Here is an 18,611-nt window from a genome sequence, read left to right on the forward strand (position 1 = left end):
GGAAACGCGATGACAGCCCTACCCTGACCCAACAAGAGTCGCGGTTCAGATATCGCTCACACTGACAAAACCTTATGAGCTGCCCGCGCATCAATGCAGACCACGGGTGCGCCTCGCTTGACCAGTTCTCGTGTTAACCAGTTCTCGTGTTAACCAGGTCGACAGCGGGCCGGACTCGTGGACGATCTTCTCAACGTCCTTAACTGCAGAAGCTATCATGCCAATAATTTCATCAGGGTCAGTCACAAAGGTCCCCTCAAACAAGATCGTGCCCGCATCATCCACAATGCAAAGGCCACATTCCTTTTGGGCGACATCAAATCCAACGTAGCGTTTCATGGTCGTTCTCCTCCGCCTTCAGGGTTTCTCCATCAAAAATAGCGATGTTTGAAACCTCACAGCTGGATTCGCCGCAGATACGCCATGTCTGCTAACGAAGGACAGTCAAAAACCTTCAGCAAGTACTTAGGTTTTGAACGGGGTTTCCACTAAAGTTTTTATCGTCCACCCGACACATGCGAAAACTGTTGGGACAGAAATTTTTGGCCAGTAACGACCAAAATCAAAGTGCCAACTGTGCCAACAAGGAGCCTCTATTGAAGTCACCGTTTTCAAAGGCAACGCTACATCGAAATACAGATCTATCAGACTTACGGTATAGAAATTCGCCAAAAAATCTAGATAAAATGATTACCACGCGAGCTGTTGGTGAACCTTAAAGTCAGCGTATGATACGCTCTCAGAGTACACAGCCTTGAAGTTGAAATTTAAATCCGGCATGATCGACTCGTTTACTAGTTTTAAGATATTTCTTAATGGAGAATATAATGGATAACGAGTTTCGGCGGAAACGCTGCCTTTCAGAACGCGGCGCAGCAATCGCGCGGGCTTTTCAACTTCACTATCAAGCCGAGTTAGCAGAAGTCTTGCTGGCTGAGCCCGGTTCGATGGTGAAAATCAGCCCGATGGCCCGAATTTTGTCACGTCAAAAGGAGCAGATGCCGCGCAGGTTAAGACGCAAACTGGTCCAACAGCTTATGTCACAAGACGTCAAAACCCGCCGTACCCTTTCATCGTCTGAACGTGTGATGATGAAGCGCGTCGTAGACCCAAAGGCTAAGACGCCGATCAGTGAACGCTCGGAAATAAAGGTCTTTCTAGAAAAGGCGATGCAACCCTACATGGAGCTAAAAGCGGTCAAGAAAGGCAGCGAGCTTTACGAAATCCTCATGGCATTCTTGGCTGATTTCTATTGTATTGAACCCCTTAAGCCAGAGGAAAAGCCTCGGAATATCCCCGGGATCTTTCAGGTGCCCTCGCCTGATCCCCAGCCTACGTTGGTGCCCTACAGAAGATTGCGGATGATGGTCGAACGTGTCGTGTCGCGAGACACCACCAATGGTGAAGCGGGCGCTGACGAGATTTCAATCAGTGGTGCAATGTTTCAGGGCCCGCTGACTGACCCCAATAACCCACAGCCGCCTGTCGCTGATCCTGTTGTTATCCCACCAGTCGCCGTTGGCCAGTTTCGGCGCAACGAAGTGATCGAATACAACCCTGACCGTGTTCACGCCGAGTTCGATTTAACCGGAATGCAAAACCCGTATTTGGTCAGCGTTCTGTTCACAATGGCCGAAACAGATCCGAGCGGAGGCTTCGGGACATTCATGAGCGATCTGGTCACTGAATTACGTCCAAATATTGGCCAGATTTTTCTAGAGGTGTTTGGCGCACTTGCAATGGGAACCGTCAGCGGGGTCGTTGGCGCGGGCTTTGGCGCTTTGGCTGGTCCTGTTGGTGCCGTCATTGGTGCCGTGGTCGGCACAATCATCGGCTTGATCGGTCCCATCTACATTTTAATCACTAATTGGCAGAATTACGATGACATTTTTGACATCAATGACGACCCACTCTTAGGCTAATGCCCGAGACATTTTTCGGTTGGCCCTTTTATGGGGCGTCACGGTCCGTCACTCAGACCATGGTGATGGTGGGCGATGGCGGTCAATATGATGTCGATTTCCACTGGCAGCTTAGCCAGCCACAATGAGCGACAGAGGGCGCGGCTCAATGGGTTGCGTCCCCTTCTTTTTTTCAGCAAAAAACCATAAAGACTTTCTATAAAAGCGGCCAATAAACTAATCCCCAAGCTCTCGATTGAAATAGATATCGGGACTTTGTCGACAAGCGTTCTTGATAGTGGATGACGAGGTTCGGAACTTCTGTCGTCATTTGCAGGACCGACTTTTCCGTAAGTAATTGGGAACGTCAAAACGATCTAAAACAAGATAATGTTTCTGTTATAGCTGTTTACCCTGCTATACGTCAGCACCCCATCCACAAATGATCGCTTGTTGAACGGTTTGTCAAACCGCACATGTGTGCATGTACAGCGAAGGTCTGCAATGCCCCGCTCCTTACCAGTTCACGACGTGCGTGGCCAAGGTCAGCTATCGCAGGTTCGTGCCAATGGCTGTTGGGCCGCTTTGGGCTGACAGCAGTCAACTAGGTGTGCCGATCAGACCGGCGACAGAGTGTCGGTGAAAACCACACGCTGCAGCGCCGCAAGGCAGCTTCGAGCCCTTAGTCGACCCGGCAAATGCGTCGCAATTTGAACGGCTGACGATTGAGGCTACTGACACTTTTGGTCCGGAGCCGACATATGTGACGGGTAAAATTTTCTGGTCCGGTGTCGTGTCGTATTCAACCGGAGTTTAAGAGAAATCTTCGCCTGAAAGCAAAAGCAGCCGATTAATCTCAGGCAGCGCATAACGCGCGCATTTTCTCCCTTCCTCAATTGCCAATTTAGACTGATCGAAATCCAGTATTCCCATGGAAGTCAGATGTGGCGTAATCATCACATGAGGCGGTTCCCCTGCGAGTCGCGAACGGGTAATTCGGTCTTGCATGATGTTGAGGGAGTTGAACAGAACGTCGAAGTAGCCGGGTTTGGTTGGTTTCGGCCTCAGAAACTCATTCACCACTTCTGCGGTATTGGGTCGCCATTTATCGGGTATGGCGGAGATCGCCCTCTCTACAATTTCCAGATGAGCGGGGATCTTCTTATCAGTCTTGGAAGGGAGTTCACGTCGACCAACAAGATCACCATTGAGATTGACCGCAATGATAATGTTGGCACCAAGCGCCCGGCAGGTTGACACAGGTACCGGATTGACGAGACCGCCATCAACGAACCAGTCTCCGTCAATATTCACTGGTGTCAGTATTCCGGGCACCGACATTGAGGCGCGGACCGCTTTGCCGATAGGACCGCTGCGGTGCCATTCCTCCCGGCCTGTGAGATAGTCGGTCGCAACCGATGCAAAGGGCTTGCTCAGATCCGCGATATTTCCAGTGATCCCCAGATCGGCCATGAGTTGTTCGATCAGCTTACCCGCGATCAATCCACCGCCACTGAGCGAAACATCAAGCAGTTTGGCAACATCATGCCAAGTCACAGCCTCTGCCCAGTCGCGAACATCGCTCAGATGTCCGGTCAAATAGGCCGCACCAACAAATGAACCAATCGAACAGCCGGCAATTACATCGGGCTCTATGCCCGCTTCATCAAGCACATCAAGAACGCCAATATGAGCCATACCGCGCGCCGCGCCACCTCCAAGGGCCAGACCAATAATCGGTTTTGCCATGCAAGCTATCCACCTCAAACATACGCCCGTTCTTGTGCTCGTTGGTATCGCCGATTGTCGATCAATACCGAAACAAGAATGAAAACCAGCGATACCAGTCCACTCCCTCCAACTCCAGAGAAACAAACAGGTGGGGCTTGTTACCAGCATGTTATGTAACCAAGTTACGGATTCTTTTATCAAGTGCGACTGAGCAACCTACCGGCTGACACACCCCCCGCCAACCTTGGCAACACCAGTTTTAGCGATGTAGGGGCGGCATTACCCGCCATAGTGTCGCAATTGAACCTGAATCTGACGTGCACATACCGCACGATTTTTCGCATACTTCAAATGCGCTCAGGGAGGGGCTAGCATAAATGAAACAGCCATTTACAGATCTTGAAATTAAAAAGGCCGGATCAGGTTTTTACGAAGGGCACAGCGTCGAAATCGCTTTGCTGAGTAAGGGGATCATCGTCGCGCTGGTGATTTGGGCTTTGATCTGGCCCGCAAATGCCAATGGTGTTCTAGGGAGCCTCAACTGGCGAATTCTTGAAGATTTTAACGCATTCTACATCATTGTGGTTGGCTTCTTTGCGTTCTTTTTGCTGGTCGTTGCAGCCCTACCGCAAACAGGGAAGCGGGTCATGGGCCGAAATGGAGAAGCCCCGGAGTTCTCAAACTTCTCATGGTTTTCAATGATGTTTGGAGCGGGTCTGGGTGTTGGCCTAATGGTATTTGCGACTGCCGAACCTTTGGGCCTTTGGGGGTCAAACCCGCTGGTTGTTTCTGGGGTCGTTGAAGGTAACACCGCCGAAGCTCTGCAGTCAGGCTACCGCTACACCTTTTTGCACTACGGGTTTCATGCCTGGGCTATTTATGTCGTAACCGGGCTGTCACTGGCCTACTACGCCTATACACGGGATATGCCACTGACAATTCGCTCAGCGTTAACACCTTTGTTTGGCAAATGGGTGAACGGTATTCTTGGGCATGTAGTTGATGTCTTGGGGGTTGTCGCAACCATTCTTGGGGTTTCTGTGACGATTGGGTTTGGTGTCAGCCAATTCATTGACGGTGTCTATGCAATTTCAGGCATGGAATGGATGATGGACATGACCGGTGACGCACCCGCGCCGGGAACTGTTGGTCTGATTTCAGGTCTCGTTGTTATCATGGGATTGTCGATCATATCGGCTGTGTCGGGCGTAGGACGCGGCGTAAAGTATCTGTCTAACCTGAACCTGGTGCTGTCGGTCATCCTGCTGTTGACCTTTGTTGTGTTCGGCTCGTTCCTATTTGCCATGACGACTTATGCCAGCGCCTTTGTTGACTATGTCCTGAACTTTGCATCACTCAGCTTTGGCGCATACGGTCCGCAATCAGCAGACGCATTTGCTGCAGCCTTGCCTGAGGCAGCAAAACCATTGGCTGGCGACCTTAAAGCAGGAGCCACAAATGCCTGGGGTTCCTATGATGGGTTTGTTGGCGGGCTGACAGGCGCGGCAGCGGAGCTTCCAGCGGAAACTCTGGCTGCGGTGTATGAATCTGGTAATGAAGGACGTCAGTTTGGCTGGCAGGCTGGCTGGACAACCTTCTATTGGGCCTGGTGGATTGCCTTCTCACCCTTTGTGGGTCTGTTTCTTGCCCGGATCTCCAGAGGTCGCACCGTACGCGAATTCATCATAGGCTGCGTCTTTGCACCCGCGATGGTCTGCTTTGCCTGGATGACCATTCTGGGCGGCACAGCCATTGATCTTGAGCTGAGCGGCGCAGCCAAAGGTGTAATTATCGGCGCATCCAACACATCCAAGCTTTTTGTCACGCTTGGGGAAATGATTTCCGGCGGGTTCCTGTCCGGGATCACTATCATGAGCGTGGTCTTAATCATGACATTCCTGGTCACATCTGCGGACTCGGGAATTCTGGTGATGAATACAATCATGTCAGGTGGTGAGCAGGACACTGGTATCAAACATCGTATCGTTTGGGGTGTTTTGCTAACGTTTGTAATCGGCGCGCTTCTTATCGCTGGCAAGACCAATGGTGGAGCCGATCCAATGGAGGCCTTGAAAAGTGCCATGATTATTGGGGCGCTACCATTTACCGTAGTGATGGGCCTAATGTGTCTAGCTCTGATAAAAGCGCTTTTCCGTGACGGGAAACGGGAGGCTCTGTCATCTTCTACTGACTAGATTAGACAGCCATGTAGGTTTGGGAGAGGCGTCCTGTACGGCGCCTCTTTTTACGTTTCAGTTCAACTGACATTCCTGCCAGTTGCGAATATCTCTTCTGGTCCGTTGCCAACGCTTCAAATGGACGCCAGTGTCTATTTTCCGCTGTCCTGGCTTGGATCTAGGAGACTATTGAGCTGACTACGGAAGTGCGACGTTTCTAATACAGCACTTCCAGAGCTTGCCAGCCGAATGGCAGCTGTGAGCCCAAAACAACCATTGCTTCACGGCGCATGAATGGCAGATTTCACGTGAGTATGTTCGTAGTCTGTTCAAGGTTTCTGAACGTCGGGTTTGTCGCGTTCTGGGCCAGCACCGATCCACACAACGCCGATTACCACGTGGACGCGCTGACGAAGAACGCTTGGTCGAGGATATGATCGAGCTGACGCGCCAATTTGGTCGATATGGCTACCCACTGGCAGACAGGCGATTTCAGGCAATCGCCGAGAGGCGTCGAGTTGCTGCCCTGTTGAGAGACGCAGGCTGGCAGGTGAATGACAAACGTGTGGAGCGCCTATGGCGACGTGAGGGGCTTAAAGTGCCGATGAAGCAACCAAAGAAGGGGCGGCTCGGGATGAATGATGGGTCATGCGTCCAGCTGCGTCCCGAGTATCGCAACCATGTTTGGTCATACGACTTTGTTCACCATCGAACCGATGATGGCAGAGCGTTCGGGACACTCAACATCTTGGATGAACACAGCCGAGAATGCCTTGCTATCCGGGTGAAACGAAAGCTGAACTCGACTGAGGTCATCGACGCTCTGACAGACCTATTTATCCTACGCGGCGTCCCGCCTGTCGGTTTTGATCGTCATCGCCTTCAGCGCCCCCTTCACCTCTCGTGTTTCCATCAAGACTGTATCGAACCCCGCTTCAGTGAGATGGCGATAGAGCCATTGCGACAGCGGCCCTGCATCTAAGCCGACCGCATCAACAGTACCGCGCAAAGATCGCAACGCCCGCTCTAGGTCGTCGGGCTCACTGAGAGCTATAATCTCCTTGGCCACCTTTCCATGAGAGGACAGCACGCAGACTGCGGTGCTTGCCAGTGAAACATCCAAACCGATATAGATATCCATGTTGTTGCCCTTTCTACGCAAAGAAAATTGGGGCACCCCAAACGGAAAGACCCCGGTGACACGCTTCAGACGTGTCAGGGGAAACGACACTTCAACTGCTTCCAGATGGCAATTCACAACAGTGAGGTTTTGCGACGAACCCTATTACGGCATCTTTGAAAACTCTGGCCAGCCGCCCCAAAGCCGAGATTCAGCCGCGCCTCTTCAAGGCAGGTTTGAGCCCATTGCAGATCCATCGAAACTATGCTGCGCGCGCAGAGAAATCGGCTTTGCAGCTGCTCGAAAAACGTCGCTACAGCGCGGCGAGATATGCCGCCGTTGAGCCAAACCGCAGCGATGTTTCAGGGACGAATGAGCCAGGTCCGGGACAAAACGATCCTTTTTCACTTCCCGGGCTAGGCTCCCGAGCCAATTGACCTGCGTCAATGCGTCTGAACGGTGTGTCCCTCAATCTGAGCAATAGTGAAAAGGGAGAGAGTGACATGATTTCCAATATTCTCGTAGCGACGGACGGATCGGAGACTGCGGGCCGCGCGGTTGAACTTGCTGCGAATTTGGCAGCCAGGCTTGACGTACCGATGACCGTTGGACATGTTTTGCAACATGGCGCTCGGGCGGAGGAGCTGAACCGGATGGCCGAGGCAGAGCACATGGTTCGTTACACGGCCACTGAGGCAAGACTGGATATCGCCGACATCCCGTCTAACATGGACGCCTTGTTCACGGGCACTCTCTCCGGAGCAGACAAGGAGCGCGCACTCGCAGTAATGGGCGAAGAAATCGCCGCACGTGCTGCACGCCGCGCGAAAGAAATCGGTGCGAAGGATGTTTCAACCCGTGTGGTGAACGGCGACTACGACGAAGGCATTCTCGAAATGGCCAAAGATGTCGGAGCAGATATGATTGTAGTTGGCCAGCGAGGTCTGGGCAAACTACGAAGGATTGTTCAGGGAAGTGTTTCTCAGAAGGTCAATCAGCAGGCTGAATGTACAGTCGTGACTGTCCGCTGACGTGCTGAGTTCCAATGCTCGCAGATGCTGCCTTTGCCATGCGGTCAAGCAATTAAGGCGGGAAAAATATTGGCTTTCGTGGCTGGAGGTCTCAGGACCCTGAGCCAGCCACAGCTGATAACCCGTATCATCGCGGAGGGGCATACCCGAGGTATCCGCTAGACGCGACTGCTCTATTTCGGCTGGATGATCCCATTCTGGCCCGCCTGTATCCTCTTGGTCGGCCTCTATGCCAGTGCCATCCTGCCCTGGTTCACGTCGCGTCTTTGGGGGCCTCGGTTTCGATTTCGTCAAATCCGCCTGCAATCGCGCCGAGCACGTCCATGGGCGTTATGATCCCCTCGAAATGCCCGTATTCATCGTAGACGAGTAGCATGTGGATGGGCGACTTGCGCAGCCAGTCGATTACGTCGAGAGCGGGAAGGGTCTCCTGAATCACGGGGGCCGAGCGCATGAGCGTCAGCGCATCGAACTCCGTTTCCGTCGTCTCGAGCAGATCGCGGCTATGGAGAACGCCGATAATGTCGTCCGGCCCTCCCCGCCGGAGCGGCAGACGCGAGCGCCCTGACACCTGGAAGCGTGCGAGAATTTCGGCGTATGTTTCGGTGATCCCGGCGATCTCGACGTCACGGCGCGGGGTCATCAGGCTCCGCGCGCGACAGTCGGAGAACCGCATCACGCCGCCGATCAGCTCCTTCTCAGCCCGGTGGATGACACCGACGCCGACCGCCTCGGACAGCATCGTCCGGATATCCTCGTCGCTGACGGAGGTTTCGCGTCTGCCCGACTGGCCGATGAGGCGCAGGACGAGCTTACCAGAGCGGTCGAGCAGCCAGACCACCGGCGCGGCGACGCGGGACAGCGCGAGCATCGCGGGCGCCACGCGGCTGGCCACGCGTTCCGGCGCGGCCAGCGCGATCTGTTTCGGGACAAGTTCGCCTATGATGAGCGACAGATAGGTGATGATGACAACCACGAGTCCCACTCCGGTCTCGTTGGCCGCAGCCTCTGGAACGCCGAGTTCGGGAAGCGCTTCGGCTAGCCGCAAACCGATCGTGGCCCCCGAGAATGCCCCTGCAGGACACCCCCCAGCGTGATGCCGATCTGGACGGTCGAGAGGAATTTTCCTGGATCTTCCGCAAGGTCAAGCGCGACTCGAGCACCGCTGTCTCCATGCTTGGCGCGCGCTCTCAGCCGCGCAGGCCGCGACGAGACCACCGCCAGTTCGGACATGGCCAGCAGGCCATTCAAGCCGATCAGAAACAGTATAAGGATTATCTCCAGAAACATGATTGGGTCCAATGCGAAATAGTTATCATGGCGCGGATGATCGTGAGCATATTGTAGCCTGACAGCGCGCGGTTCGCATTCGACTATTTGCCGCCTGTTTCGCACCAGGTAAAGTACATCGCAAGCCCTGTCCCCAGTGACACTTCCCATTTCTTGATCTGGCGGGAGCTGGTTGAGCAGATCAGGTAAGATGGGGGCGTCACCAATGCTGTGAATCATGACCTCAATTGCCCGTAACTGCAGTGTTTTCTCATCAATACCAATGTGTATCCTGCACCGGAGGCGGCGTTCAGGACCGCCATGCCTGCGAGCGTTCCCCCCCCCCCGTTCGCCCTTAACTTTTAAGGCGCGTAGTACTATCGACGAACAGATTTAGCGACCCCAGTGAGCCCCGATAGGGGATAGCGACTGTCAACGCCTACTGCTGCGGACACAAGTTGCCAAAGTCTAGCACTGATCAGTCAAATCAGATTGACAGCGCACCAAGCTGGATTCATGCGGTGAATCCTTGAGGCGCAATTTGTGCAACAAAACCGCAAGGCAGCTTCGAGCCCATTCTCCGAGAAAATGATTTATGTCATAGCCAGAACTCCTTTGCATGAAACCTTCAGCTCATCAGCAGCTCATCAGCTATTCAAAATGGAGGGAAAAAGATGGCAAACAGTGATTGGCTACCCACAGCATGGTTCGGCAAACAGGCCGATGCCGATGGTCCGTTTGGCGCGCTTCGCAAACAGATCGACTCTTTGATGGATGATTTTGACACTGGCATGCAGTCGAAAACTGAAGGCTTTTCGGTGCGTTCAAATCTTAGCGAAACCGACAAGGAAATCTGCATCACCGCTGAACTGCCTGGCATCGAAATGAAAGACATCGATGTCGAAATCACCGGCAACCGCATTTCCATTAAGGGCGAAAAAAAATCGGAAAACGAAGAGAAGGGCGAAGAAGAGGGGCGCGAATTCCACCGCATTGAACGCCGCTCTGGTTCGTTCCACCGCTCCATGACGCTGCCTTTTGACATTGACCCCGATAAGGTCGACGCTTCGGTGAAGGCGGGCGTTCTATCCGTCATAATCCCCAAGCCGCCGGAGGCTGTGAGCAAGGCCAAAAAGGTCGAAATCAAATCCGGCGACTAAAGTTGCAGATTTGAGTGATGTATTTGAGTGATGTAAAGGGGGGGGCAGGAGACGAGCGTCTGCCCGAACCGAGCGCCTGTCAGCGGAGTGATCATACCCTCGAAGCACTGCGCGTGGTTCGGGGGTCGTGTTTGAGACTACCGACCGTACTGCAGGTCTAATTCTTGGAGACACGCCTTCTTCGCGCTTACGGCGAACGGCGGCATCGTCTCACCTCTATCCTGGCCGCCCTTGTGGCGAAGGTTCTCTATCTGCGGCCGCTAGTTCAAGGGTATATTTGGGTCTCATCGGGTTCATGGTTCTCTCCGAGGTCGGCGTTGCCGCCTCATAATGGCGTCGGGGACTGGTGCCTCAAAAAGGTCCGCTGCGAGGTCGCCTGAGTTCAGGCGCATCGAAATTCGACAACGAGGTCATCCGGCCACCGTCCCGATCATTGCCCGGCAGGCGATTGCATAGCAATCTGCCGAGAGGGGGGACGTCTTTACACCCGGACGGGCGTATTCGGTTGGGCTATCTCATGCAGGCAGCTCCTCTTTGGCCCAGGCGAAGGTCGTACCATCGCGCCAAATGCGGGTCAGGATGACAGCCAGTTTTCGCGACGTCGCAACGATGGCTTTTTTCATTTCCCCTTCGTGCGACAAGCCGCATTGCCCATGCTTTGAGCGGTGAGACGCGCGACACCCGTTGGATCAAGATATTTGCTGCCTCATAAAGCAGTTTGCGCATGGCCCCATCCCCGCGTTTTGAGATGCGCACTGACCAATCTGTTTCACCAGATTGGTATCTCCTTGGGGTCAAGCCCAGGTACGTTACCCGACAGCTTTTTGGTGAGGCAGCTACCGCATGATCCGCTGCGACAGGAAAACGGGGGCGTGATGCCGTGGGCTTCGGCAGTCTCTAGCAAGGTTGCGTCCCCCTTTTCCCAAAGCTGTTCATGTCCCGATTGGCCGAACTTAATCACAGCACTATCGGCTTCTGGTTCTGCTTCAGACGTTGCTGCTCCTTTATCGGGGCGGCGGGTCAGTGCAGCGGGCCCAAAGGCCTCAGCAAAGATGACAGCGTCACGCGCGCCGAGGTCACGCAGCGCGTCATAGACCGCTTGCATGAACGGAGGCGGGCCGCAAAGGAAGAAGTCATAATCATCAAAGGAGAGCTGGCTTTGGATAAGTTCAGGCGTGATGTATCCGGACGCGTCGAAATCAACACCTTCGATCTCTTTGTCCTCAGGCCGACTGATAAACGAAACATATCTAATCTTGCCGCCAGTCTGCGTTTCCGCCGCGCGGAACTCATCCAAAAAGGCGCGCTGATCCGTGGTCTGCGCTGCGTGAAAAACGGTCAACGGGCGGGTGTAGCGCATGCGCACGCCTTCGTTCATAACGTGCCGCGTCATTGACATCATCGGTGTTACCCCAACGCCGCCCGCAAACAGAACCGCAGGGAGTTTGTCCAAAGCGTCGATATAGAATGCACCCTTCGGTGCCTTGGCCTCAATGACGGCGCCAACTTTGAGCTTGTCATGCAGGTAGTTGGACACCACTCCGCCACGTTCGCGTTTGACCGAAATGCGATAGCCGTTATCGTCGGGGGCAGAGGACACCGTATAGGTTCTGGTCTGCGGATCGGCATCATCAGGCCTGACCCGGATTGTCAAAAATTGGCCTGCTTCAAATGAGAGAAGCGGCTGATCGTCAGCAGCCTCAAACTTGAACGAGCGGATGACGCTGCTTTCGTCCTTTATGGCGACGACGCGGAGCATGCGCCAGGCATTCCGTGCGGCTTCAGCCTTTTTGCGTGCTTCGGCTTGGGTCCAGGTATCAGCCATAAGACTATTGGGCGACCACTGTGTGAAGTCTGCGCGAAACGGCAAAGCGTCGTGAATGCGAACGCCATGATCAAGGGTAAAGCGCCAACCACGTTCTGCCCCTTTGAAGCCCGCAATCTCGGGTGCGTCTGCGTCCAAAACCTCTGTGGTGCCGGTCAGCATCAACAAATCCCCTGTGCTAAAGTCTGGAAATAGTAAGCCAGCCTTGGGGTTCACCAGGAAGTTTCCCATCGTGTTGAAGAAATTATTGCCCGAGAAGTCAGGGACGAGGATCGTGTTGCCCTCAACCTTAAGAAACCCAGATTGACCACCGCGGTGTGAGACGTCGACACCTTTTGCCATTGGGTTTTCGGCCACATCAGACGCACTGGCCACGTAGAATGAATTCGCTTGCGCGATGAATGCCTGTACAGCGGCATCCAAGTTTGAGAATTTATCTGTCGGAGCCCGTTTAACCGCTGCATCGGCGTCCCGCACAAAGCGAATGTCTCGGGTTTGGATGTATTGCGGGCAGTTCCCAAACGATTGCACAACATCAAGCGAAATGACCCCGCCGGATATGGCCCTAACGGTCGCGTTCATCCGGTTACGGCGGCGTCGACAGCTCGATCCCAAGAAGGCCAACAGGCGAACCAGCCTGTAAGTTTGCGCTTTGCGGGTCGTCCTCCAAAGGTCGGGCGTTCAGATCAAGACGTTGGTTGTTGGGCGAAGTTATGAAATTCGTACCACCTGCCAGCATTGACGCCCATGGCCATCCATCACCATCTACACTGCCCATCACGATAAATGGGATCTGTTCATAAAAAGCACGGTGTTGATCCGGCATGAATGGGCGGATGGCGATCTTGCCAAAAGCTTCCAGAGGCCCTCGCTTGCCTGCACGGTCTTGCATTTCGCGTTCGCCCTTGTGGAAAGGGGACAATGGACTTGAAGTCGGAGCGTTCATGGCAAACCTCGTGTGCGAGAGAGAAAGTGGTGGACCTAACCGCAGAGAGCAACAGTTAGGTCCACGGTGGTTACGCTGCTTGTTCAGCGCTCAGCCCAACTGCCGTTGACGGCATCGGAATAAATCCGTCCAGCGCTTCGATGTTGGCCAATAGGCGGCGCACATTCGCGTAGGGCTCAAGTGAAACGTCGCCTTCTGGTGCGTGTGCCGTATAGCTGTAGATTGCCACATCTGCGATTGTTGGCGCCTCGCCAACCAGCCAGTCGCGCCCTTCAAGGTGTGCGTCCAATTTGCCCAAAAATCTGGCTGCAGTGGCGTGTGTAAAGTCTTTATCAAGTGGAGCCTTAAAGACATTGATCAGACGTGCAGCGGCCGGACCAAAGGCCAATTCACCAGCTGCCAGCGTCAAGAACTTTTGCACTTCTGCTTCGCCGACTGGATCCTTGGGAATGTAGGATGGGGCGTATTTACGCGCCAAGTAGACCAAAATGGCGTTGCTATCGCTGATGACAGTTTCGCCATCTTCAATCATTGGCACCTGACCAGCTGGGTTCTTAGCGAGAAAGGCTTCCGATTTATGCGCGCCGCCAGCAAGATCAACATTGATGACCTCGTGATTGATACCTGCAAGACCTGCGAACAGAACCACGCGGTGGGCGTGACCGGAAAGGGGGAAACTGTGAATACGAACTGCGTTAGCCATGTTATGTTCCTCTGATTGTGCCAGAGGATGTCTCCGGCGGTGAGGAAAGAGATAGCTTGAGCGCATTGCGGCGATAATATACCATTTTGTGGATTATTTATGATCGGGATGTGGATAGTGGATACCATCGTTGGGATGAAGACCTTTGCAGCCGTTGCCGCCCATGAATCCTTCACAGAAGGTGCGCGGCTAGTTGGCATCAGCACCAAATTGGCCAGCAAGTATGTTGGCCAGTTGGAAGAACGCCTGAATGCCCAGCTATTCAACCGCACCACAAGAAGCGTTTCACTCACAGACACAGGACGGTCTTACTTTGACCAATGCTTGCCGTTGATTGAGCAATTCGACGAGTTAGAAGAGCTTGTACAGCAACGCCAAACAGAGCTTGCTGGCCGTATCCGTATTACTGCGCCAACGGGGTATGGGTCGTCGCAGCTAGTGCATTTGTTGCAGCCATTCCAAACCGCAAACCCAAAGGTATCGATCGAGCTTCATTTGTCGGACAGCCATGTTTCACTTATCGAAGAAGGACATGACCTTGCCGTCCGTTTCGGCGCGCTGAAGGATTCCAGCCTTGTCGCACGCAAGCTGATGGACATGCGGATCGTATGCTGTGCCTCGCCCTACTATCTTGAAAAATTTGGCCACCCCAAAGAACCCACTGCGTTAACGACACATAACTGCCTCTTGCAGACAACGACATCTCATACTGATCAATGGGAATTTAAAGGACCTGACGCAACATATAGAGTACCTGTATCTGGGAATTTTCGCGCAAATTCACCGCTTGCTGTCGCCAATATGGCTGCCGATAGCCTCGGCATTGGACGCGTACCTCTTTATACTGCGCAGCCCTTTCTCGACTCTGGGCGGCTCCAGTTGATCTTTGAAAGAGAAGAAGCGAAGGTGATCGGCCTGTATGCGGTCTACCTCCCGAACCGCCATCTGACTGCCCGCGTTCGCGCTGTTATTGATCATTTAGGTTCGCCGGCCATGACGAAAGTCCGCTTTGATCGGCCGCACCGCAGTAATTTGAAGAACGGATAAACGGCAGGTTTTGGCCAATCGCGATCACCACTACACCCGGCCGAACTGGCTTTGACAAGGTCGCAATCTGCGCATAGCTGCCATCGGCGCCTGCAGCTCGGTGGAGGCGTCCAAACCATCCCAGGATCCAACCAGATCGACAACGTTCCGCGTTGCTTTAAGCTGTCATTGTAGGATGACCATTTCGAGGTCTTATACTTGGTAGAGGCTCAAGTGCTCATGCCTTCCAGTTACCACGCTAGATTCAAACAGTGAATCCTATCCGACGATTTATGCAATAAAGCCCAAACGCCCCCAGAAGCCATCGCCCGATGGACCAAAGATCAATCATTCACTAACTTCCAAACCGGACCACTCATGTAGAGGGTGCTAAACGCAGCCCTTTGCGCATCTAGCGTGGCCTTGCTGCGCCGCACTTCTGTATGCAGCCATCTCGCCAGCCCTGCATAGGCTTTGGTCGCTGCGAAGTCCGCAGTGGTGACGAGCCAATATCGAGACCTGATGGCAACCATCGGCGCGGAAAGCGATACAAGGCCCGCATCCAGATCGTTTTCCACCAGCAACGTGCGCCCCAAAGCATGCCCAACACCCGCAATAGCGGCCTGCAACACAAGATCTGATCGACCAAAGGTCATGCTCATGTCGAACCGGGTCGCGTCAAAATCATCGCCCAGATAGTCCAACCATGTGACCGACGTCCCATCTTGCTCGGCTGTGATGTCGCGCAGAAGAACGGTCTTTTTACCGGCTTTCGGCCTCAAAGACGATGCCAATCTTGCGTGCGTCACAGGCATGACATGACACTTTGACAACAGGGCCGTGTGCAACCCCGGATAGGGACCCGTCCCAAACCGGATCGCCGCGTGCGGCATACCGGTTTGACCCAGTGCCGCCAATCGATCATCAATATCAAGCGTAATAGCCAGCCCGCGTTCTTGCGCCCGCGCCATGGCAGGCACCAACCACTTCATGGCAAGCGACGACGGCAGCGACAACACTGTGGCCTCTGCCTGGCCCAGCCGGGTGGAAGCGGGCGCTAGCTCAAATTGGAGCTGAGTGCTGGGAGGCCTTGAGGGATACGCCCAAAGAGAGGGCACCGATCCTCTTCAAAACGCCTTTAAACGGCCTTTAAAGACCTCCTCGACGGCATATTTTAAACGGTTTGGGCAGCCATCTGAACGGGTTTGAAAAGGGAAGTGTCCCGTACTGCAATGCGAAGTGTCCCAAAATCACCCCGAAATTGGCACCACAGGCGAGTAGCAACGGGTCTGGTTCCGCATAGAACGCTGGAAACTCGCTCAAAAAAGTTGCTGCAATGGGAAGTGTCCCGTACTGCAAACGGAAGTGTCCCGCTACACAACAACCGCTACATACAATTGCACAGCAACCGAGCAGCTTGCTCTTGCTGAGCTCTTTGCGTATTAAATAAACGACCGTTCAATTCACACCGCGCCAGGGAGGACACCACGTGGATTTTGCTTTGTCTGAAGAACAAACCGCGATTTTTGATATGGCTCATGATTTTGGCCAGGAAAACATCGCGCCCTTTGCACGCCAGTGGGAAGCTGAAGGCTCTATTCCAAAAGACCTGTGGCCCCGTGTTGGAGAGCTCGGTTTTGGCGGGCTTTATGTCAGTGAAGAAACCGGCGGCTCTGCCCTGACGCGTCTGGATGCCACATTGGTGTTTGAAGCCCTGTCGATGGCCTGCCCCTCTGTTGCGGCCTTTTTGTCGATCCATAACATGTGCGCCAAGATGCTGGACAGTTTTGCCAGCGACGAGATGAAGGCGCGCATCATGCCGGATGTTTTGTCGCTCAATACCGTGTTGAGCTACGCCCTGACCGAACCCGGGTCAGGATCTGATGCCGCCGCACTGAAAACCCGCGCCGAGAAAACCAATGAGGGCTACACTCTGAACGGCAACAAGGCCTTTATCTCGGGCGGTGGCTATTCGGACGCCTATGTCTGTATGGTGCGCACCGGCGAAGATGGCCCCAAGGGGATTTCCACCGTCTATGTCGAAGACGGCACACCAGGTCTGTCCTTTGGCGGACTGGAAGACAAGATGGGCTGGAAGAGCCAGCCTACGGCGCAGGTGCAGTTTGACGACTGCAAAATCGCGGCCAACAATCTGGTTGGCGAAGAAGGCAAGGGCTTTAAATATGCCATGATGGGGCTCGACGGTGGCCGCCTCAATATCTCTTCCTGCTCACTGGGGGCTGCGCAGACGGCCCTGAACCTGACGCTAAAATACATGTCCGAGCGCAAGGCCTTTGGCAAATCCATCGACCAGTTCCAGGGGCTGCAGTTCCGCCTTGCGGATATGGAGATCGAACTGCAGGCAGCGCGTGTCTTTTTGCGTCAGGCCGCCTGGAAGCTGGATCAGGGCGCGCCCGACGCCAGCAAGCATTGCGCCATGGCCAAAAAGTTTGTCACCGAGGCGGGCTCAAAAGTGGTCGACCAGTGTTTGCAACTGCACGGCGGCTATGGCTATCTGGCCGATTATGGCATCGAAAAGCTGGTCCGTGATCTGCGGGTGCATCAGATCCTTGAAGGCACCAATGAGATCATGCGGGTGATTGTCGCCCGCCACCTGCTGGCCGAAAACGCCTGAGCGCGCCCAACCGCTGCCTAATGTGGCCAATTGCGAGGAAGACATGAGCGATATCAATATCCGTGTGACTGGGAAAGCCGGTCGCATCACCCTCACCCGCGGCAAAGCCCTGAATGCGCTGAGCTATGACATGTGTTTGGCGATTGAAACGGCTCTGCGGGACTGGGCCACGGATGATGCGGTGAAACTGGTCGTGATCGACGCCGAGGGCGAAAAGGCCTTTTGTGCAGGCGGCGACATAGCTGAGCTGTATGATACCGGCACCCGGGGCGACTATACCTATGGGCAGCGGTTCTGGCGTGATGAATACCGCCTGAACGCCTATATTTTTGAATACCCCAAGCCGGTTGTCAGCTTCCTGCAGGGGTTCACCATGGGCGGCGGCGTTGGCATTGGCTGCCACGGCACCCACCGGGTGGTCGGCGACAGCTCTCAGATTGCCATGCCCGAGGTTGGCATTGGCCTCATCCCGGATGTGGGCGGCACCCTGATGCTGGCGCTGGCACCGGGGCGGCTGGGAGAGTATCTCGGCACCACGGCAGGGCGCATGCAGGCGGCAGACGCCATCTATGCCGGATTTGCCGATTTCTACACCCCTGAGAGCTTTTGGCCGGTGCTGATCGCCGGGCTGCAACGGGATGGCGACCCCGCCATTCTGGAAATCGCCTCCCGCCCTGCCCCAGAGGGCACTCTGGAAGCGCTGCAAGCGGATATCGACCGCTGCTTTGCCGGCGAGACCCTGAGCGACATTCTGACAGTCCTGAAAGGGGAGACCGGTGCCTTTGGGGAAAAGACGCTAAAGACGCTGGGGCGCAACGCTCCGCTGGCCATGGCCTGCACGATTGAACTGTTGCACCGGCTGCGCGGCAACAACATCGGTATTCGCAAGGCGCTGGAGCACGAGTATCGTTATACCTTTCGCGCCATGGAAAAGGGCGATTTCCTGGAAGGGATCCGCGCCCAGATCATTGACAAAGACCGCCAGCCCAAATGGCAATATGCAGACCAGAACGTACCCGCCACTGCCGTCAGCCAGATGCTGATGCCGCTGGCGGCGGATGCGCTGACTTTTGAGGAGGAGTAACCC

15 protein-coding genes and 4 pseudogenes are annotated in these 18,611 nt (G+C 54.5%); 8 read left to right on the forward strand and 11 right to left on the reverse strand.

The features are described from left to right. Positions 1-90 precede the first annotated feature (90 nt). Complete coding sequence (locus B4968_RS08130; RefSeq protein WP_083098122.1) at positions 91-339, reverse strand: hypothetical protein; 249 nt, start codon at positions 337-339, stop codon at positions 91-93. Positions 340-827: 488 nt separating this feature from the next. Between B4968_RS08130 and B4968_RS08135 the strand changes: the two genes are divergently transcribed. Beyond that, a complete protein-coding gene (locus B4968_RS08135; RefSeq protein WP_083098124.1) occupies positions 828-1,922 on the forward strand; it encodes a hypothetical protein in 1,095 nt (364 codons plus the stop codon). A 792-nt stretch (positions 1,923-2,714) separates the two neighbouring features. On the opposite strand, the gene B4968_RS08140 is transcribed toward B4968_RS08135, so the two are convergent. Next, complete coding sequence (locus B4968_RS08140; RefSeq protein ID WP_083098126.1) at positions 2,715-3,650, reverse strand: patatin-like phospholipase family protein; 936 nt, start codon at positions 3,648-3,650, stop codon at positions 2,715-2,717. Between the two features lie 359 nt (positions 3,651-4,009). Here B4968_RS08140 and B4968_RS08145 point away from each other — a divergent pair, with 359 nt between their 5' ends. Beyond that, a complete protein-coding gene (locus tag B4968_RS08145; protein WP_083098128.1) occupies positions 4,010-5,827 on the forward strand; it encodes a BCCT family transporter in 1,818 nt (605 codons plus the stop codon). Between the two features lie 292 nt (positions 5,828-6,119). Next, a pseudogene (locus B4968_RS08150) lies at positions 6,120-6,665 on the forward strand (IS3 family transposase); the annotation flags it as partial. On the opposite strand, the pseudogene B4968_RS23000 reads toward B4968_RS08150, so the two are convergent. After that, positions 6,657-6,950, reverse strand: a pseudogene (locus tag B4968_RS23000) (IS110 family transposase); the annotation flags it as partial. The pseudogenes B4968_RS08150 and B4968_RS23000 sit on opposite strands and share 9 nt — an antisense overlap. Before the next feature lie 482 nt (positions 6,951-7,432). On the opposite strand from B4968_RS23000, the gene B4968_RS08160 reads away from it, so the two are divergent. Beyond that, positions 7,433-7,960, forward strand: coding sequence for a universal stress protein (locus B4968_RS08160; RefSeq protein ID WP_161492556.1), 528 nt, complete (start codon positions 7,433-7,435; stop codon positions 7,958-7,960). A 253-nt stretch (positions 7,961-8,213) separates the two neighbouring features. On the opposite strand, the gene B4968_RS25165 is transcribed toward B4968_RS08160, so the two are convergent. The 3 genes and pseudogenes from B4968_RS25165 to B4968_RS24230 all read right to left on the reverse strand — a co-directional run. After that, positions 8,214-8,936: a hemolysin family protein gene (locus B4968_RS25165; protein ID WP_139792657.1), complete on the reverse strand. Its 723-nt coding sequence runs from the start codon at positions 8,934-8,936 to the stop codon at positions 8,214-8,216. Between the two features lie 62 nt (positions 8,937-8,998). Continuing rightward, a complete protein-coding gene (locus B4968_RS25170; protein ID WP_161492557.1) occupies positions 8,999-9,250 on the reverse strand; it encodes a CNNM domain-containing protein in 252 nt (83 codons plus the stop codon). A 117-nt stretch (positions 9,251-9,367) separates the two neighbouring features. Next, positions 9,368-9,665, reverse strand: a pseudogene (locus B4968_RS24230) (IS5/IS1182 family transposase); the annotation flags it as partial. A gap of 238 nt (positions 9,666-9,903) precedes the next feature. On the opposite strand from B4968_RS24230, the gene B4968_RS08175 reads away from it, so the two are divergent. Beyond that, positions 9,904-10,389, forward strand: coding sequence for an Hsp20/alpha crystallin family protein (locus B4968_RS08175; protein ID WP_083098138.1), 486 nt, complete (start codon positions 9,904-9,906; stop codon positions 10,387-10,389). A 769-nt stretch (positions 10,390-11,158) separates the two neighbouring features. Here the strand turns inward: B4968_RS08175 and B4968_RS08185 are convergent. The 3 genes from B4968_RS08185 to B4968_RS08195 all read right to left on the reverse strand — a co-directional run bounded on the left by B4968_RS08185 (position 11,159) and on the right by B4968_RS08195 (position 13,863). Continuing rightward, positions 11,159-12,796, reverse strand: a complete 1,638-nt coding sequence (locus B4968_RS08185) for an FAD-binding oxidoreductase (RefSeq protein ID WP_083098142.1) — start codon at positions 12,794-12,796, stop codon at positions 11,159-11,161. 4 nt (positions 12,797-12,800) lie between these two features. Continuing rightward, a complete protein-coding gene (locus B4968_RS08190) occupies positions 12,801-13,160 on the reverse strand; it encodes a pyridoxamine 5'-phosphate oxidase family protein (protein ID WP_139792659.1) in 360 nt (119 codons plus the stop codon). A 70-nt stretch (positions 13,161-13,230) separates the two neighbouring features. Further along, positions 13,231-13,863 (reverse strand): glutathione S-transferase family protein, encoded by a 633-nt coding sequence (locus B4968_RS08195; protein ID WP_083098146.1) that lies wholly within the window; start codon positions 13,861-13,863, stop codon positions 13,231-13,233. 117 nt (positions 13,864-13,980) lie between these two features. On the opposite strand from B4968_RS08195, the gene B4968_RS08200 reads away from it, so the two are divergent. Next, positions 13,981-14,910 (forward strand): LysR family transcriptional regulator, encoded by a 930-nt coding sequence (locus B4968_RS08200; protein WP_083098162.1) that lies wholly within the window; start codon positions 13,981-13,983, stop codon positions 14,908-14,910. A gap of 86 nt (positions 14,911-14,996) precedes the next feature. On the opposite strand, the pseudogene B4968_RS24240 reads toward B4968_RS08200, so the two are convergent. Next, positions 14,997-15,113 (reverse strand): annotated as a pseudogene (locus B4968_RS24240) (IS5/IS1182 family transposase); the annotation flags it as partial. A 120-nt stretch (positions 15,114-15,233) separates the two neighbouring features. Then, positions 15,234-16,007: a LysR substrate-binding domain-containing protein gene (locus tag B4968_RS08205; protein ID WP_338153228.1), complete on the reverse strand. Its 774-nt coding sequence runs from the start codon at positions 16,005-16,007 to the stop codon at positions 15,234-15,236. Positions 16,008-16,378: 371 nt separating this feature from the next. Here B4968_RS08205 and B4968_RS08210 point away from each other — a divergent pair, with 371 nt between their 5' ends. Both B4968_RS08210 and B4968_RS08215 read left to right on the forward strand, forming a co-directional pair. Next, on the forward strand, positions 16,379-17,524 hold the full coding sequence (locus tag B4968_RS08210) for an acyl-CoA dehydrogenase family protein (RefSeq protein ID WP_083098150.1): 1,146 nt from the start codon (positions 16,379-16,381) through the stop codon (positions 17,522-17,524). Between the two features lie 43 nt (positions 17,525-17,567). Then, a complete protein-coding gene (locus B4968_RS08215) occupies positions 17,568-18,608 on the forward strand; it encodes an enoyl-CoA hydratase/isomerase family protein (protein WP_083098163.1) in 1,041 nt (346 codons plus the stop codon). Positions 18,609-18,611 lie beyond the last annotated feature (3 nt).

Origin of the sequence: Pseudophaeobacter leonis (genome assembly GCF_002087335.1) — a bacterium.
Classification (GTDB): domain Bacteria; phylum Pseudomonadota; class Alphaproteobacteria; order Rhodobacterales; family Rhodobacteraceae; genus Pseudophaeobacter; species Pseudophaeobacter leonis.

Bases quoted from the DNA above. Each gene is read 5' to 3' on its own strand.
- B4968_RS08175 (WP_083098138.1), top strand. From the start codon at position 9,904: ATGGCAAACAGTGATTGGCTACCCACAGCATGGTTCGGCAAACAGGCC.
- B4968_RS08140 (WP_083098126.1), bottom strand. From the start codon at position 3,650: ATGGCAAAACCGATTATTGGTCTGGCCCTTGGAGGTGGCGCGGCGCGC.
- B4968_RS08215 (WP_083098163.1), top strand. From the start codon at position 17,568: ATGAGCGATATCAATATCCGTGTGACTGGGAAAGCCGGTCGCATCACC.
- B4968_RS08135 (WP_083098124.1), top strand. From the start codon at position 828: ATGGATAACGAGTTTCGGCGGAAACGCTGCCTTTCAGAACGCGGCGCA.
- B4968_RS08145 (WP_083098128.1), top strand. From the start codon at position 4,010: ATGAAACAGCCATTTACAGATCTTGAAATTAAAAAGGCCGGATCAGGT.
- B4968_RS25170 (WP_161492557.1), bottom strand. From the start codon at position 9,250: ATGTTTCTGGAGATAATCCTTATACTGTTTCTGATCGGCTTGAATGGC.
- B4968_RS08190 (WP_139792659.1), bottom strand. From the start codon at position 13,160: ATGAACGCTCCGACTTCAAGTCCATTGTCCCCTTTCCACAAGGGCGAA.
- B4968_RS08160 (WP_161492556.1), top strand. From the start codon at position 7,433: ATGATTTCCAATATTCTCGTAGCGACGGACGGATCGGAGACTGCGGGC.
- B4968_RS08130 (WP_083098122.1), bottom strand. From the start codon at position 339: ATGAAACGCTACGTTGGATTTGATGTCGCCCAAAAGGAATGTGGCCTT.
- B4968_RS08185 (WP_083098142.1), bottom strand. From the start codon at position 12,796: ATGAACGCGACCGTTAGGGCCATATCCGGCGGGGTCATTTCGCTTGAT.
- B4968_RS08195 (WP_083098146.1), bottom strand. From the start codon at position 13,863: ATGGCTAACGCAGTTCGTATTCACAGTTTCCCCCTTTCCGGTCACGCC.